The sequence below is a fragment of the Phenylobacterium glaciei genome, from assembly GCF_016772415.1.
Lineage (GTDB): Bacteria > Pseudomonadota > Alphaproteobacteria > Caulobacterales > Caulobacteraceae > Phenylobacterium > Phenylobacterium glaciei.
Genome location: NZ_JAGSGD010000002.1, coordinates 1 through 14,904 on the forward strand (window position 1 = coordinate 1; position 14,904 = coordinate 14,904).

Here is a 14,904-nt window from a genome sequence, read left to right on the forward strand (position 1 = left end):
CCGCTGCCGTTCGGAAGGTCCGCTTGTCGGCGGGTATCGGTCTCGACCGAACCCCTAGGTCGCGGAGTTGACGTAGAGCTTCACCGCGCCGCCGACGTCGACGAAGTTGCCGCCTGCGCGCATCCAGGCCAGGAAGCCCACCTGGCCCAGCTTGGCGTAGGCGCTGTCGGTGAAGCGGAACATCTGCACGTCCATGACGTCGCGGATCGTGTAGAAACTGAAGTCACCGTAGGCGATGGACTTGGCGTTGGCGGCCATCACCGCGATGTCGTTGTTGATGGTGATCGCATCGCCCAGCAGGCGGTCGGGCGTGGCGCCAACCGGGTTGTCGTAGCCGGGAACGAAGATCGGTCGACCGGCGGTGTCCTTGATCTTGCGGATCACCCGGACCGACAGGTCATTCATCATCCAGCTGCACCGGCCGAGGTCACGATAGGCCACGTCCACCGAATGCTGCAGATCGACCAGGTCGTCATAGATGACCGAGGTGGTCTGGCCGGTGATGCCGGTCTTGCCCGTGGTGGCCGCGGTGATGAGGCCCGTCGGCTGGGCCGTGCCGGTGCCTACGGTGAAGTGGGTGTTGGTGATCCGGCCCAGGCGCGTGACCATCCGGTCGCGGACAAAGGCTTCGACGTCGACGCTGGAATCCTGCAGCAGCTCGAACGGGACCGCGATGATCTTGGAGGAGTATTTGTAAACCGGCAGCGACTTGGTGCCGAACACCGGGTCGGCGGCGGTGGCCGTGGTGTTTTCGGCGATGATCTCGCCCACCTCGGAAGTGCCGTCCGAGGTCGGGAAGTTCATCGGATTGCCCTGGTCGGTCTGGATGACCGAGGCCACCCGGCGCATGCCCCCGAAGAACTTGAGCGCGTCCAGCACCGTCTTGGCCACCTCGGTGGCGACCGTGAAGCCACCCTCGGTGGTGGTGGTGGTCGACATGGTGTTGCGGATGACCGCGTAGTCCTCGGCGCTGAGGCCCTTGTCACCGCCCTTCAGCCACTTGGCGAAGATCCGCGAGGCGTCGGACTTGCCGTCGTGGGCCTGGCGTTCGGCCGCGATGATCACACCTTCGCTCATCGCCTGGTCGGCGACGCGCTTGTTGGCCTCGTTGATGCGACCGATCTGGGCGTCGAGACCGTCGATCTGCGCCATGGTCTGGTCATAGACCGGCTGATCGACGTCAGCGTCCCAGGTGGGCTTGCCCACCAGGTCGTGCAGGGATTTTGCTTTCGCCGCGCGCTGTTCGCGGAGCGCCTGAATGCTGTGCATCCGGTTTTCCTTTGTTCGAGAATAGGCCGGCGGGATGCCGGACGTTGTCTGCGGGCGCGGGCGCCTAGGCAGTGGGGGCGAGCAACCGGGCTGCCAGTTGCCGGCGACGGTGCGCGATGGGGTCGGGCGCCGGGGCCGGCGTCTGCCGGGCGTCCAGCTGGAGGACGATCTGAGCGGCGATGCGCGCCACGTCGGCGTCGGCAAGGCTTGGGTCGAAAGCCGTGTTCGGGGCGTGGCTGTAGGCGCTGAGGTCCCAACGGGCTTCGACCCCAGCTTCCGGCCTAGCAGCGCGTAGATCGGCGGCGATCTCGTCAGCTAGGCCCATGGCAATGGCTTGCGCCGGCGTGAACCAAGTCTCCGCCGCCATCAGGGCCGCGAACTCCTGCGCCGGCCTGCCGGATTTGGCGGCGTAGTCGTCGGCGATCGTCAGGTCGATCTTGGCCAGCAGATCGGCCGTCTGGCGAAAATCACCGGCGTTCCCCAGGCCGATGGTCCAGGCCTGGTGGATCATCAGCATCGAGCCCGGCGCCATGACGCAGCGTGCCGGCGTGACGGCCAGCAGCGAGGCGGCCGAGGCCGCAACCCCATCCACATGGGCGGTGACCTCGCCCGGATACTCGCGCATCGCCTGGGCCATGGCGCGACCGGCGAAGACGTCGCCGCCGGGTGAATTGATCCGCACCGAAACCGGGCCGGTCATGGCGCGAAGCGCGCGGGTGAAGGCCTCTGGCGAGACCCCGCCGAACCACTCGGCGTCGGCGTCGGAGCCGACGATGACGTCGTAGACGAACAGGGAGTTGGCTTCGGCGCGGAACTGGCCGCGCCGGGCGTTGGCCTTAAAGAGGTTGAGCAGGTTCGGACGCATGGGCGACCCCCGTATTGAGCGTGCCGTGAATGGGCGTGCGGCGAAGCCCGAGGCGCTCGCGGGCTTCCTCAGGCGTGATGAAGCCGGGCTCACCGGCGCGGCCGATGGCGGCGCGGAAGCCGTCGATCAGCGACTTGAAGTCGGCCCGTTCAAGGTCAGAGGTATCGAAGGCCACGACCCGACGTGCCGTTCGGAACAGCTTGCGGTTCAGTTCGTGGGTGATCTTGTTGAGGTGGCGGCGAAGGCAGTAGCGGACAAAGCCGATCCCCATGGCCTCGACCCCGGACCCCCAGCTGGTGGTCTTCTCGTTATGACCGATCATGAAGGGCGGGACGCCGTAGATCCGGGCGATCTCCTCGATCTGGAACTGGCGCGTGGCCAGGAGCTGCATGTCGTCGGCCGGCAGGCTGATGGTCTGAACCTTCAAGCCTGAGGTCAGCACCATCGGGCGATGCGCCTGGGCGGTGCCCGCGTGGCGCTCGGTGACCTGGTCGCGCAGCCGCTCCACCGTCTCCGGCGACAGCACCTGGTCGGTTTGAAGGGCGAAGTCGGGGCGGGCGGAATTGGCGAAGAAGCGCGCGGAATAATCCTGGGTGGCCAGCGCGACAGCCCCGGTCATCCGTAGAGCGCCGCGCAGAGGCGACAGGCTGCGCAGGCCATCGAAGCCGAAGCCCGGAATATGCAGCACGTCGTCCTGGTCGAGGATCACTCGATCCCCGCGAAAGGCGCTCAGAACGTTCGGGTCGGGCTCGACCGAGTAGATCAGCCGCACCCCGTCGGTGACCACGGTCACTCGACCCGGATGCAGCGGTTCCATGCCGACCATGGCGCCGGCCGGGTTGCGCAGGATGCGGGCAAAGCCGTCGCCCGGCAGCAGCAGAGACTGGACCAGGAACTCCCAGCCAGACGGCGCGGCCCAGCGGGGCGTCATCTGTTCATTCAGCATCCACCAGATGTCGTCGGAGGGCAGCGGCGCCAGTTCGCCGTCGTCGGCGCGGCTGAAGACGTTGATCGGCAGGGTGGCGATGGCGCCGGCGATCAGGTTCACGCAGGCATAGATCGCCGAGACGGTGAGCACGGTCTGTTCGGTGGGCAGTTGCAGGCCAGAGCCATAGCCCGCCAGGTCATTGAACATCGAGGAGCCGCGCACGATGCTAGGCAGGCTTGCAGATCCGCCGGCGTTGCTGATCGGCTTGGCCTCCGGCGCGGCGGGTCGACGCCCGGTGAGGATGTCCAGGATCGAGCGGCTCACAGCAGGATGATTTCCGGCTCAGCCATGGTCGGCGCTCCCCCCATCGCCGCCCCCACCGCCATGCACAGCGCCACGGCTGCATCGATCTTGTTGGTGGCCCTCTGTTTGGAGAGCCAATAATTGTCCCAGCGGTCGGTCTCGATGACCGCCGACATGATCGCCGAGATCAGCACCGGGCTGCGCTGCAGCCGGATACGACCCTCCAGCATCATCTCTTCGAGTTGGCGCACCGAGCCTGGCATCCAAAGGCCCTGAGGCTCGCGGGTTCCGCTTTCGGCGGCCTGTTTCATGGCCTGCGTGGGCTTGCCGCGCTTGGTGCCGCCCTGCGGATGTTCGACGAACGCCAGATTGAGCCCGACCTCGGCGATGTCTTCTTCGAACCGGCGAAAGGCGTAGCGGTCGTAGGCGACCATCTGGACGTCGTAGTCGCGGTCGTATTCGGCGAGCGCCTGGGCGACGTGCCGGAAATTGATGTTCTCGCCCTGCGGTGCGTGCAGGAAACCGTCGCGCACCCAGACCGGATAGGGCTGCTTGTCGCGTAGCGCCCGGGCCGCCAGCGTGTCGCCCGGCGTCCAGGCCTCGATCCAGGCGTCAAAGCAGGGCTTTCCGTCACGCTCGCCGGTCTTCTGTACGGCGGCCAGCGCGGTGATGTCGCGGTTCTGGCTAAGGTCGAGCCCCAGCCACACTTTGGCGCCCAGCTGCGGGGTGACCTCGCCGAGCAGCGGCTCGAGTGTCGCCCGGGTCATCCAGGCGGTCTCGGCGTCGGTCCAGACGCAGAAGTGAAGCCGCAGGATGCCGTTCAGCTGGCCCGGAATGGACCGGGCTTGGGCCACCACCTCAGTGAGGTATTGCGCCGTGATGGTCACGCCCAGCAGCGGGTTGGCCTTGATCCAGCAGCCTGGGTCATTCAGCGGATCATCGCCGTCGTCCAGTGCGCAGACGTAGGAGAAGCTCGTGTCGTCCAGGACCTCGCCCAGATAGGTGGGGTCGGTCAGGGCGTCGATATTGCCGGCGGCCACCTTGACCGCGTGCTCGTGCTCCTCCCAGGCGACCGAGTTCCGGTCCGAGCCAGAGTTGGTGATCATGAACAGCAGCGGCTCGCGCCGAAACTTAAAGCCCCGCTCCAGCACCTCGATGATCGAGCGGTCCGGCAGCTCGTGGATCTCGTCGGCCAGCACGAAATAGGGCCGCGGGCCCGAGCCGGTCTTGCCCGTATCGCGTGACACCGGCCGGAAGAACGAGCCCGACCCATGGTGGGCGATGTTGAACTCGCGCCCGGGGCCACCGGAGAACTCCAGCCGTTTGGCCAGCGCCGGCGACTGGCGCACCATCTTCACCGCGTCGGAAAAGAGGATGCCGGCCTGTTCGCGCTTGGCGGCTGCGGCATAGATCTGGGCTCCGGCTTCACCCGCGGCGGTCATGCCAAAGAGGCCGATGCCGCCGGCGACCGGTGATTTGCCGTTGCCCTTACCCTGCTCGATATAGGCCCGGCGAAACCGACGCCGTCCGTCGGCACGCTTCCATCCAAACAGCGAGCCAATGATGAAGGCCTGGCTGGGTTCCAGATGGAACGGCTGGCCCTCGAACTGGCCCTCGGAGAGTTTGAGCACCTCTTCGAAGAAGCCGAAGGCGTGGGCCGCAGCGTCGGGATCAAACCAGATGCCGTCTGTGCGTTTCAGGTCGTCCAGATGTCGGCGGCAGGCGTTGCGGACATGGGGCCCGGCGATGATCTCACCGGCGACCACGGCCTTGGCATAGGCGCCGGTGCGATCAGCCGAAGAAGCGGTCGGCGGGGTCGGCGTCTTGCGCGCCCGCCTCGGTTTCAATCCGGGTTCTGGCACTGGGCGTCATCCCGAATTCCGCGGCGTAGCGCATCATGTCTGAGGCGGCCTTGTTGGCGGTGCCCACGAGCGGGTTCTGGATGGCGTTGCCGTTGGAGGTCTTGATCATCAGACCTCCGGTCAGCTGGTCCATCTGCGCCATCTTGGCGATCGCCCGCTCGGCCTGGACCCAGCGGCCATAGGCCTGGGCGTAGGCGGCCAGCGCAGCGCGATCGACCTCGGAGAGAAGGCCGATCCTGTGCAGCCAGCCAGCGACCCGGTTCCATTCCTCCAGGCCGTCGGCGCTCAGGTGCGGCGGCGGATCGGGCAGCGCCGGGGCAATCCTGGCCTCTTTGCGATTAAGCGGCCGCTTGCCGCGGTTGCCCTCGATCAGTTTCAGGTGGGTCGGCTTCGGCTTGGTCCCGGGTTTCATCGGTCATTTCCTGGCCTCGTCCAGCGGCGATCTCGGCAAAGCCGCGCCCATCGCCCTCGAGCGTGGCGGCCTTGCCGGTGAAGTCCTGCCAGCGCTGGACGATGACGTCGGCGTATTTGGGGTCGAGCTCCATCAGCCGGCAGCGCCGGCCCTGCTGCTCGCAGGCGATCAGGGTCGAGCCCGAGCCGCCGAAAAGATCGACCACCAAGGCGCCGCGAGCCGAGGAGTTCAGCAGGGCGCGTTCGATCAGCTGGACCGGCTTGGTGGTGGGGTGAAGATCCGAAACCCGCGGCCGGGCGATGTTCCAGATGTCCGACTGCTTGCGGTCGGGCACATGCATGATGCGCGGGCCGTCCTCGTTCCAGCCGTACCAGAGCGGCTCGTACTGGGTGTGGTAGTCCTTGCGGGAGAGGACCAGCGCGTCCTTCACCCAGATGATGGTCGAGGACCAGTGGAACTTGGCCTCGCGCAGGCCCTTGTCGACGGCGGGCCATTCCTGGGCGCTCATGACGACATAGGCCAGCGCGCCGGGCTTGGTGACGGCGTAGAACGAGGCGCAGAAGCCGGCCACGAACTGGGCCCAGTCGGCGTCGTCCATATGGTCGTTGAGAATCTTTCGGGGCTTGTAGCCCTGGGCGTTGCCGGCTTTGACGGCGCCGTAGTTCACGTTCCAGGGCGGGTCGGTGAACAGAAGGTCCCCGCGCTCGCCGGCCATCAGCTTGTCGACGTCGCTCTGGACGGTGCTGTCGCCGCAGCACAGGCGATGGTCGCCCATCACCCACACGTCGCCCGATACCGACACCGGAACCAGGGGCACATCAGGCACCGTGTCCGGGTCGGTCAGACCCTCGCTGCTCTGCGCCAGAAGTCCGGCCAGCTCGTCGTCGGAAAAGCCGGTCAGGCCCAGGTCAAAGTCGAAGGCCTGCAGATCGGCCAGCTCGACGCGGAGCAGGTCAGCGTCCCAGCCGGCGTTGAGCGCAAGCTTGTTGTCGGCCAGCACATAGGCGCGCTTCTGCGCCTCGCTCCAGCCGGTCGCGACCATCACCGGGATCTCGGCCAGGCCCAGCTTGCGGGCCGCCAGCACCCGACCGTGACCGGCGATCAGGCCGCCGTCCTCGTCGATCAGAACCGGAACCGTCCAGCCCCATTCTCGGATCGAGGCGGCGATCTGGGCGACCTGTTCTTCGCTGTGGGTTCTGGCGTTTCGGGCATAGGGGACGAGGGCCGAGACGCTTCTGCGCTCTACCTGATCGGCGGGCCATTGTGTCATTTGACCCCCGGTCGCTAACTCGCGGTCGTGAAAGGTTTCGATCCCGCGCGGTTTCCCTCGCTAGGCAAGTGAACTTACGAACCCCCCCTGGGGTTCGGTCACCGGCTGGGCCAGCCGTCGAGACTGGTCGAAACCGTCCTGCGAAGCCCGAACTGCTCGGCCGTGCGGTCCTGGTGGCAGTCAGCGCAGAGACAGCGGATGTTGCTGTCCTCGTCGCTGCCACCCTTGGTGAGTGGCACGATGTGGTCGGGTACGGTGGCCTCCCGTATTCGACCGTTCGCAGCACAATCCCGGCAGAGTGGTTCGGTTCGTAGTCGTCTCAGGCGTTGGATGACCGCAGCGCGTCCGCGCAAACGTATCGCCATCATCAGGTCCCGAAACGAACAACGCCCGAAAGCCGATTGGTTCCGGGCGCAGTTCTCAAGTCTCTATTTCGGAAGGTTTACAGGGTTCGTCTACTGTCGTCAATGCGGAAGACACAGAAAGTGCAATAATATCAGTTTGTTAAGCGCCTTGCCTAGCGAGGAAAACTGATCACAAACCGTCGGTTCTGATGTGGAACAGCTTGCGCAGTGCTTCAAGACCCTGGACCAGATTGCCGGTGTCCGCAGGCGGCCAGCCCGATGCGTCCTCGTCGCCGATGACAACGCGGTGCACCAGATCGATGGGCGCACGACCAGCACCGCAGCCGGGCGCGCAAACACAGGACCGGAGCATCAGCTGGACGCTGGCGGCCTGCCTGCGCACCTTCTCGACAAGCTCGGGATCATGCTCCTTGTCCCCTCCACCGAAGATGCCCTCGTTGACCAGCAGGGCCATCACCGAGCGTGGCTGGTCTATGGGCAGCCCCATGATCGCCCGGTAGCGGCCCATGGTGGCGGCATAGACCTGGCCGGCGGAATACTGGTCGGCGGTGATCAGGCCGCGGAAGGCCAGCCGTCCCAGCGCCGAGCCCAGCCGTTCATCACGGGCCTGCCGGGCTGTCACCCCATATTGCCGACGCCGGGCTTCCACCACCGTGGCCAGGACGTCGGCCTGGGTTTCGCCGGTGGAGGGCCTGGCCAGCTTTCCACATGGGTGGCGTTTGCCGGGTTTGCGTTTGCGTCCACGCGCCATGGGGCTACCTCCCGGCCGTGGGTGAGGCGCCGTAGAGCTTTTCGCCGATCTGGCGGATGAACTCCTTCTCGGCCCAGTTCAGCCGCTGGTCGCAAGCCGAGACGGCCAGGAGGCCCATCTCGCGCCAGCCTTCGCGTTTGACCTGCTCGGGGTCGCGACGCTTGCCGCCATAGCCGCGGGGATGCCAGTTCATCGCACACCTCCGCCGGTCTCGATGGCCCAGAGCAGGATGGCGACGGCGTCGGCCTCGTTGTCGTCGGCCGGTGAGAAACCGCGCGCCTGGACCGCGGCGATCACGGCGGCCTTGTCGGCATTGCCGCGGCCGGTGGCGAAGGCCTTGATGGTTCCGACGGGGACGCCCTGGTAGGCGACGCCGTGTTCCTCGCACCAGGCGGTCAGCTGGCCCAAGAGGCCGCCATAGACGTGCGCGGCGTCGGTCCCGACGTGACGCCGGACCTCCTCGAAATAGACCGCGCTGATCGGGCCGGCGTCGACCTGCAGCTGCTCAAGCCAACGCCTGAAGCGCAGATAGCGCATGCCGCCACCGTCGAACCGGGAGGATTTGAGCGACAGGCAGCCGCTGGTGGTGGCGCCCATCGACCGCAGGGCCCAGCCGGTCGTGGTGCCGAGGTCGAGGGCGAGGATGACCCCGCAAGAGGGTATGACGGATATGACGGGTTGCTGGTTATCACCGTTAGAAGCGCGCGCGTATGCGCGTGTAACGCCTATAAGGGGACTACCCGTCATATCCGTCATTGACGGTGAGCCACTGTGCATTTTTCAGAACTCCATCGGGTCGGTTGAGGTCGGCGCCTGGCGTAGTGCCAAGCCTCGGAAACCTCGGGCGGTCATGGTGTTGGCGCGCGCAAACCCCCGCGCTGTCAGGGTTTCGGAGAAGCGCTTGTTGGAGCCGGCATATTCGCCATTGGCCTCGGTCCAGCTCTTCCAGCTGGCGTAGAGTGCGCCCGACGTCTCCTTGCAGTTCGGGCCGAGGGTGCAGCGTTCATCGAGCCACCGGCCGACCGCGTCCTCGGCGTCGAAATACTCCTCGGTCGCAGCCAGCACGGATGCCGGCGGCTGGAGACCGATGCGCTGCCACTCCAGACAGCCCTCAAGCGCCCAGCCCAGGATGCCATCGCGCTCGGCCAGCAAACGGTCAGGCAGGTGCTTGTCGCGCCTGGCGGCCGGGATGGTGACGGTGAACGGGATCATGTGCAGACGACGGCGCATGGCCTCGTCGACGTTGCGGATCGATGGCTTGTGGTTGCCGACCACCAGCAGCTTGAACTGCGGGGTGAACTCGAAGAAGTCCTGGCGCATGAACCGGGCGGTGATCTTGTCGCCGCCGGTGAGCGCCTTGAGCTTGCTCTCGGCCCAGCGACTGCCTTGTTCGGTTTCGATGGCCGTGACCACGCGTGCGCCGCGCAGGCCCGCCATATCGGTCGGGTGGCGATCCCCATGGCTGGCCATGAACATGTCCATCGCCGCCACCGTGGCGTAGTCGCCCATCAAGGCTGTCAGGGTGTTGGCGAAGACCGACTTGCCGTTGGCGCCGGTGCCATAGAGGAAGAACAGCGCGTGCTCGCTGGTCACCCCGGTCAGGCAATAGCCCGCCATGCGCTGCAGATAGAGTTGAAGCTCGCTATCGCCGCCGGTGACCGTGGCCAGGAATTCCCGCCAGACCGGACATTCGCCTTGCGGGGACGCTGCGGTGATCTTGGTCATGTAGGACTGGCGATCATGGGCGCCGCCCTGGGCGGTATGCAGATCCACGACGCCGGCCGGCGTGTTGAGCGCCCAGGGATCGCGGTCCCAGACCTCGGTCGTCTCGGCATGGCGCCGGTCGGCGCGGGCGATGCGCTCGACGGCAGCGATTGTCGAAGCCGATGACAGCCTGGTCTTGAGTTGGATGCTGGGCGCCTTGCGCGCCGCAGCGCGGCAGACCTTGCGCGAGAGGTCATAGGCTTTGAGGGTGTCTTCCCGCACCCAGACTCTGCCGGTCCAGGTCAGCCACTGACCCCAGGCGGCGACATAGCGCCAGTCCTGCGCATGTTGGTGGGTGAAGATCTCGGCCAGGGCGTCCTCGGTCAGCTCGACAGGGGCCGTCTCGTCACCCTCGCTAGTGTTCTGCTGATCGGGCTCAGGGATGGCCCACTTGGCCCGGGCCCCGCGCATGGCCTTGGCCATCTCGCGCGCAGTGTCGTCGACGCTGTGGCCGTTCAGGGTGAGGCCAGCGGCCAGACCGATGATCTCGGCATCGGTGCGGCCCAACGCCACCATGTGGGCGACCAGCCGGACCATGTGGTTGTGCCACTGATCGCCGCGGCGGATTGCGGCGATGAGATCGGCTACCCCAATGCGGCCGGTGTCGATGGCGCGAGCGCCAGGCGCTGAATCGCGGTCAGGTGGATCGCCTCGGGCAACCGGGTCAGGGAAGGCCGAGGCCATCGCCTCGAACGAATAGGGGCCGCGCCTGTCGTCCCCGACGAAGGTGCGCAGGGTGGTCAGCTCGGTGCGGTAGCCACGCCGGGCCTTATGGGGGGCGGGATAGTTGACCGTGCCGGCCAGCCGCATGATCCGGGAGGGATTGATGACGGCGTCGCCGCCCAGGTGCGCGGCGATGGCGCGCTGACGGGCCGTCCAGGCCGGCAGGTTGGCGCAGGGTTCTTCCAGTCGCCAGTAGAAGTGGGGTCGCGACTCCGGCACCGCGCCGGTCATCACCAGCATGGAATAGCGAAGCGGCACGTGGGCGCGGGCGGCGGCGACCGCAGCGGGGTCGTCCAGGTCGGCGAAGTGCCACCAGGCCAGCGCTACGTCGGTGTCTGAGCCATGGCCTGATTGATCGGTGTCGGGTTTGCGAGGATTGACGCCCACATAGACGTTGTGGCCGCGGGCGTTCTGGTCAGCGGCGTAGCTGGCAGCCGCGTCGATCTGGTCCAGACCGAACCAGGCATTTTGATTGATAGCGGCCCGTTTGAGCGCCGGGTCGATCGGCCCGTGACGAATCTCGATCAGCCCGCCCTGCCCATCAGCCAGCACCGGAGCAAACAGCGCCAGGAGATGGGCTGCGATCACCGTGAGGTTTGGCTGAATCAAGGGCTGGACCACGCTCGTCATGCTTTCAGGGCTTTCGTGGAGGGGGCTTGCGCGTGCGCATCAGAACTCGACACCGGCGTGAGCAGGCGCAGGCGCCGGCGGCGGCGCCTGGATCTAGACCTGAACCTGGACGGGGGCTTGGACCGGAGCCTGAATAGGCCGCGGCGCACTTGACCACCGGAAGTTTGCCCTGCGAGGCTTCGGGGGCCGCGAGCCAGGCGTCGTAGAGGTCATTAGCCGGCCTCTACGCGGGCCTTGGGTCGGTAGGTGACCATGAAGGTCCGGACCCGGCCTTCGGTGTCGGGCCACAGCCTGCGGCCGGCGCGAAGCTGGCGGATCAGCTTCCAGTCATTGACGGCCAAGCGCCCGAAGGCGCTCTCGCTCAGCTGGTTGATGCGGACAAAGGCGTCGATCTCGTCGAGGAAGGGGATGTGTACCATGTGTCGAACATTACGGGAACGATCCCCGAGGTCAATGTGTGACACCGTTATCCATGCATATTGCGGGAAGTCTCCCGCAGTGCTATAGCTAGCCTATGACCGACAAGCCCTTGTTCGATCCCGCCCGCCTGCGTGCCCTCCTGGAGGAGGCCACCGGCCCCGACACCAAGTGGTCGGCCAGGTCGCTGTCCCTGGCTTCGACCGGCGGCCGTAGCCCCAATGTGGTGCGCGACATCATGCGCGGCAAAAGCGTCAACCCGACCCTGGACACCATCCTTGGCCTGGCCAGGGCGCTGGGCAAGGACATCTCGGAGTTTGTCCCGTCCGGAGCGTTAGGAGCGTCCACCCCCCGCGCGAGCGTGTCAGATCGGCTGAAGGTGGTGGGCGCAGTCGCCGCCGGCATCTGGCGCGAGCAGACAGACTGGGCCGAGGAGGATACCTACGAGATCGAGGTAGGCCCCAATCCGATCGCCGGCGGGGAGCGGTTCGCCCTGCGCATGGAGGGGTATTCCATGGACCAGATCATCCCGCCCGGATCTGACCTGGAATGTCTGCGGGTGACCTTCGGCGTGGTCACGCCGCAGCCCGGCGACATCGTCATCGTCCAGCGCAACCGTCACGACCTGCAGGAGCTGACCTGCAAGCGCCTCGAGTTTGATGGCCACAACTGGGTGCTCCGCGCCGAATCGACCCGGCCCGAGTTCCAGGACCCCATCGTCATCGGCCGGCCTGACGATGGTCATTTCGGCGATGATGAGACTGCGGTGATCGCGATCGTACTGCGCTCGCACCAGACGCTCTACAAGCGCCGGCGTTGATTGCGGGTAGCTTCCCGCACTAATAGTCCCGCATTTGCATTGACCGGGGACGGGTCCCGCTCTAACTTCACCTGAGATGATCCGGGCGCAGGTCGCCTGTTCATGACACCTCAGGACCCCCACCATGCGCACCGCCGCCGCTGCTGGCTTCAACGCGATTCCGGCCTATCAGCTGACCCGGGCCGAGCGGATCAGCGAGCTGGGACGTATCCTGGCGGTGGGCGCTTTGCGCCTGCGCGACAAGTCCAGTTCTCTATCTGCACACCGTGGAGAGAGTTGTCTCGACTACCGTTCCGACCAGAGCGGTTGTGACGCTCCCATCCACGGGAGATTGCAATGACCGAGACCCTACTGGTGCGCATCGCCGGCCTCAAATCCGCTGCCACCGCCGACCTGAAATCCCAATGGCGCGAGCTCTTTGGCAAGGAGCCGCCACCCTATAACCGCAACTACCTGCAGAGCCGCTTAGCCTACCGTATCCAGGAGCTGAGCCTGGGGGGCCTGAAGCCCCAGACCATCGCCCGGCTCGAGGCCCTGGGTGAGGCGCTGGACGGCGGCAAGCCGGAGAAGCGCAAGATCCCGGCAGCCAGCCGGCTGATCACCGGCACCCAGCTGATCCGCGAGTACCAGGGCGTGCCCCACACCGTGATCGTGCGCGACACCGACTTCGTCTACGAGGGGCGCCCCTACAAATCCCTCTCCGCCATCGCGCGCGCGATCACCGGCACGCGGTGGAACGGGCTGATGTTCTTTGGCCTCAAGCGCAAGGGTGACGCATGAGCCGCGCGCCGATTACGCCGCCTCTCAAGCGCCGGACCCGCTGCGCCGTCTACACCCGCAAGAGCTCCGAAGAGGGGCTGGACATGGAGTTCAACAGCCTCGACGCCCAACGGGAGTCCTGCGAGGCCTACGTGGCCAGCCAGCGGCAGGAAGGCTGGGTGCTGGTCCCGGACTACTATGACGACGGCGGGTTCTCCGGCGGCACGCTGGAGCGGCCGGCGCTGAAGCGGCTCCTGGCCGATATCGAGGCCGGGCTGGTCGACGTGGTGGTGGTCTACAAGATCGACCGCCTGTCGCGATCCCTGATGGACTTCTCCCGGCTGGTGGAGGTGTTCGACCGCCAGAACGTGACGTTCGTCTCCATCACCCAGTCGTTCAACACCACCACCTCGATGGGCCGCCTGACGCTCAACATTCTGCTGTCGTTCGCCCAGTTCGAGCGCGAGGTCACCGGCGAGCGCATCCGCGACAAGATCGCCGCATCGCGCCGCAGGGGCATCTGGATGGGCGGTCACACCCCGATGGGTTACGACGTCAAGGACCGCAAACTGATCATCAATGCAGGCGAAGCGGCCGTGGTGCGCGGCCTGTTCGAGCGGTTCGTGCAGCTGGGCTCGGTCGTCGAGCTGGTCCGCGACGCCACCGCCCACGGGCTCTGCAGCAAGAGCGGCCGGCCGATCGACAAGGGCCTGATCTACAAACTGTTCCGCAACCGGGTCTACCGGGGTGAGGCCGTCCACAAGGGGACCAGCTACCCCGGCGAGCACAAGGCGATCATCGACGAGGCGCTCTGGGACAAGGTCCACTCGATCATTGCGATCAGTCCCCGCACCCGAGCGAAAAACAGCCGCCGCACGACGCCGGCGCTGCTCAAGGGGCTAGTGTTTGGCCCGGACGGCCGGGCCATGTCGCCGTCCCACACCCGCAAGTCTGGGCGGCTCTACCGCTATTACGTCAGCCAGACCGTCATCAACCACGGGGCTGGCTCCAGCTCGATCGCCCGCGTCCCCGCCGGCGAGATCGAGGCCGCGGTGATCGAGCAGGTGCGTCACATGCTGCGCGCGCCGGAGGTGATCGTCGCGGCATGGCGCGAGGGTCATCGCCATGAAGACGACCTGACCGAGCAGGAGATGCGCGAGGCCCTGGTCCAGCTTGATCCCCTCTGGGAGGAGCTGTTCCCCGGTGAGCAGGCCCGCGTGATCCAGCTGCTGGTCGATCGGGTCGACATCCACCCGGACGAGGTGGCGATCCGCCTGCGCAATGACGGGCTCTCATCCCTGGCCGGCGAGCTCGCCAGCATCAGCACAGCCGAAAGGATCGCTGCATGAGCGCCACCGACACCTTCACGATCCGCATCCCCATGCAAATCCGCAAACGCGGTGGCCGCAAGCTGATCCTCGCCCCCGATGGCGGACCACCGATCTGGGCCGCTCCCAGGCCGCGGGTCGACAACACCATGATCAAGGTCATCGCCCGGGCGTTCCGGTGGCGAAAGCTGATCGAGACCGGGGTCCATGCCTCCATTGAGGAGGTTGCCGCAGCAGAGCGGATCAACGCGTCTTATGTGGGCCGCGTGCTGCGGCTGACGTTGCTTGCGCCGGAAATCATCGAGGCGGTCCTTGAAGGACGCCAGCCGGCAGGGATGACCATGGCGGGGCTGCTGACGCCGTTTCCGCTGATATGGGCGGAGCAGCGGGCAATGCTCGAGCCGTCGCGGGCACAGCCGCCAGCGCCTATAGGGTAGC

General features: G+C 66.4%; 17 protein-coding genes. 5 read left to right on the forward strand and 12 right to left on the reverse strand.

Annotation, left to right across the window (positions count from 1 at the left end):
* Window positions 1-54: 54 nt before the first annotated feature.
* The 12 genes from JKL49_RS18780 to JKL49_RS18835 form a co-directional block, all read right to left on the reverse strand.
* A complete protein-coding gene (locus tag JKL49_RS18780) occupies window positions 55-1,269 on the reverse strand; it encodes a phage major capsid protein (protein ID WP_215342911.1) in 1,215 nt (404 codons plus the stop codon).
* 64 nt (window positions 1,270-1,333) lie between these two features.
* Entirely contained in the window at window positions 1,334-2,134 is an 801-nt protein-coding gene (locus tag JKL49_RS18785) for a head maturation protease, ClpP-related (RefSeq protein ID WP_215342913.1), read from the reverse strand.
* Complete coding sequence (locus JKL49_RS18790; protein WP_215342916.1) at window positions 2,106-3,386, reverse strand: phage portal protein; 1,281 nt, start codon at window positions 3,384-3,386, stop codon at window positions 2,106-2,108. The genes JKL49_RS18785 and JKL49_RS18790 overlap by 29 nt, the downstream gene beginning before the upstream one ends.
* The gene (locus JKL49_RS18795; RefSeq protein ID WP_215342917.1) at window positions 3,383-5,212 is read right to left on the reverse strand and encodes a terminase large subunit; all 1,830 of its coding nucleotides are present in this window, start codon (window positions 5,210-5,212) and stop codon (window positions 3,383-3,385) included. The genes JKL49_RS18790 and JKL49_RS18795 overlap by 4 nt, the downstream gene beginning before the upstream one ends.
* Window positions 5,157-5,639, reverse strand: a complete 483-nt coding sequence (locus JKL49_RS18800; RefSeq protein ID WP_215342919.1) for a phage terminase small subunit P27 family — start codon at window positions 5,637-5,639, stop codon at window positions 5,157-5,159. The genes JKL49_RS18795 and JKL49_RS18800 overlap by 56 nt, the downstream gene beginning before the upstream one ends.
* Entirely contained in the window at window positions 5,566-6,909 is a 1,344-nt protein-coding gene (locus JKL49_RS18805) for a site-specific DNA-methyltransferase (RefSeq protein ID WP_215342920.1), read from the reverse strand. The genes JKL49_RS18800 and JKL49_RS18805 overlap by 74 nt, the downstream gene beginning before the upstream one ends.
* Before the next feature lie 98 nt (window positions 6,910-7,007).
* Window positions 7,008-7,277: an HNH endonuclease gene (locus JKL49_RS21430; RefSeq protein ID WP_215342921.1), complete on the reverse strand. Its 270-nt coding sequence runs from the start codon at window positions 7,275-7,277 to the stop codon at window positions 7,008-7,010.
* A 166-nt stretch (window positions 7,278-7,443) separates the two neighbouring features.
* Window positions 7,444-8,025: a hypothetical protein gene (locus JKL49_RS18815; RefSeq protein WP_215342922.1), complete on the reverse strand. Its 582-nt coding sequence runs from the start codon at window positions 8,023-8,025 to the stop codon at window positions 7,444-7,446.
* Between the two features lie 4 nt (window positions 8,026-8,029).
* Window positions 8,030-8,218, reverse strand: coding sequence for a hypothetical protein (locus tag JKL49_RS18820; protein ID WP_215342924.1), 189 nt, complete (start codon window positions 8,216-8,218; stop codon window positions 8,030-8,032).
* Window positions 8,215-8,622, reverse strand: coding sequence for a RuvC family protein (locus tag JKL49_RS18825; protein ID WP_215342926.1), 408 nt, complete (start codon window positions 8,620-8,622; stop codon window positions 8,215-8,217). Before JKL49_RS18825 ends, JKL49_RS18820 begins: the two co-directional genes overlap by 4 nt.
* A 183-nt stretch (window positions 8,623-8,805) precedes the next feature.
* Entirely contained in the window at window positions 8,806-11,142 is a 2,337-nt protein-coding gene (locus JKL49_RS18830) for a phage/plasmid primase, P4 family (protein WP_215342929.1), read from the reverse strand.
* 212 nt (window positions 11,143-11,354) lie between these two features.
* Complete coding sequence (locus JKL49_RS18835) at window positions 11,355-11,561, reverse strand: hypothetical protein (protein ID WP_215342931.1); 207 nt, start codon at window positions 11,559-11,561, stop codon at window positions 11,355-11,357.
* Window positions 11,562-11,656: 95 nt separating this feature from the next.
* Here JKL49_RS18835 and JKL49_RS18840 point away from each other — a divergent pair, with 95 nt between their 5' ends.
* The 5 genes from JKL49_RS18840 to JKL49_RS18860 all read left to right on the forward strand — a co-directional run bounded on the left by JKL49_RS18840 (window position 11,657) and on the right by JKL49_RS18860 (window position 14,903).
* Window positions 11,657-12,379, forward strand: a complete 723-nt coding sequence (locus JKL49_RS18840) for a helix-turn-helix domain-containing protein (RefSeq protein WP_215342933.1) — start codon at window positions 11,657-11,659, stop codon at window positions 12,377-12,379.
* 124 nt (window positions 12,380-12,503) lie between these two features.
* On the forward strand, window positions 12,504-12,719 hold the full coding sequence (locus JKL49_RS18845) for a hypothetical protein (RefSeq protein ID WP_215342935.1): 216 nt from the start codon (window positions 12,504-12,506) through the stop codon (window positions 12,717-12,719).
* Complete coding sequence (locus JKL49_RS18850) at window positions 12,716-13,159, forward strand: DUF2924 domain-containing protein (RefSeq protein ID WP_215342937.1); 444 nt, start codon at window positions 12,716-12,718, stop codon at window positions 13,157-13,159. The genes JKL49_RS18845 and JKL49_RS18850 overlap by 4 nt, the downstream gene beginning before the upstream one ends.
* A complete protein-coding gene (locus JKL49_RS18855; protein ID WP_215342939.1) occupies window positions 13,156-14,487 on the forward strand; it encodes a recombinase family protein in 1,332 nt (443 codons plus the stop codon). Before JKL49_RS18850 ends, JKL49_RS18855 begins: the two co-directional genes overlap by 4 nt.
* Window positions 14,484-14,903, forward strand: coding sequence for a hypothetical protein (locus tag JKL49_RS18860; RefSeq protein WP_215342940.1), 420 nt, complete (start codon window positions 14,484-14,486; stop codon window positions 14,901-14,903). Before JKL49_RS18855 ends, JKL49_RS18860 begins: the two co-directional genes overlap by 4 nt.
* Window position 14,904: the final 1 nt, after the last annotated feature.

What these genes read in the sequence shown, in the direction of transcription:
- JKL49_RS18800 (WP_215342919.1), bottom strand. Translation starts at nt 5,639, where the DNA reads ATGAAACCCGGGACCAAGCCGAAGCCGACCCACCTGAAACTGATCGAG.
- JKL49_RS18850 (WP_215342937.1), top strand. Translation starts at nt 12,716, where the DNA reads ATGACCGAGACCCTACTGGTGCGCATCGCCGGCCTCAAATCCGCTGCC.
- JKL49_RS21430 (WP_215342921.1), bottom strand. Translation starts at nt 7,277, where the DNA reads ATGATGGCGATACGTTTGCGCGGACGCGCTGCGGTCATCCAACGCCTG.
- JKL49_RS18815 (WP_215342922.1), bottom strand. Translation starts at nt 8,025, where the DNA reads ATGGCGCGTGGACGCAAACGCAAACCCGGCAAACGCCACCCATGTGGA.
- JKL49_RS18855 (WP_215342939.1), top strand. Translation starts at nt 13,156, where the DNA reads ATGAGCCGCGCGCCGATTACGCCGCCTCTCAAGCGCCGGACCCGCTGC.
- JKL49_RS18840 (WP_215342933.1), top strand. Translation starts at nt 11,657, where the DNA reads ATGACCGACAAGCCCTTGTTCGATCCCGCCCGCCTGCGTGCCCTCCTG.
- JKL49_RS18845 (WP_215342935.1), top strand. Translation starts at nt 12,504, where the DNA reads ATGCGCACCGCCGCCGCTGCTGGCTTCAACGCGATTCCGGCCTATCAG.
- JKL49_RS18805 (WP_215342920.1), bottom strand. Translation starts at nt 6,909, where the DNA reads ATGACACAATGGCCCGCCGATCAGGTAGAGCGCAGAAGCGTCTCGGCC.
- JKL49_RS18835 (WP_215342931.1), bottom strand. Translation starts at nt 11,561, where the DNA reads ATGGTACACATCCCCTTCCTCGACGAGATCGACGCCTTTGTCCGCATC.
- JKL49_RS18825 (WP_215342926.1), bottom strand. Translation starts at nt 8,622, where the DNA reads ATGGGCGCCACCACCAGCGGCTGCCTGTCGCTCAAATCCTCCCGGTTC.
- JKL49_RS18830 (WP_215342929.1), bottom strand. Translation starts at nt 11,142, where the DNA reads ATGACGAGCGTGGTCCAGCCCTTGATTCAGCCAAACCTCACGGTGATC.
- JKL49_RS18785 (WP_215342913.1), bottom strand. Translation starts at nt 2,134, where the DNA reads ATGCGTCCGAACCTGCTCAACCTCTTTAAGGCCAACGCCCGGCGCGGC.
- JKL49_RS18780 (WP_215342911.1), bottom strand. Translation starts at nt 1,269, where the DNA reads ATGCACAGCATTCAGGCGCTCCGCGAACAGCGCGCGGCGAAAGCAAAA.
- JKL49_RS18820 (WP_215342924.1), bottom strand. Translation starts at nt 8,218, where the DNA reads ATGAACTGGCATCCCCGCGGCTATGGCGGCAAGCGTCGCGACCCCGAG.
- JKL49_RS18860 (WP_215342940.1), top strand. Translation starts at nt 14,484, where the DNA reads ATGAGCGCCACCGACACCTTCACGATCCGCATCCCCATGCAAATCCGC.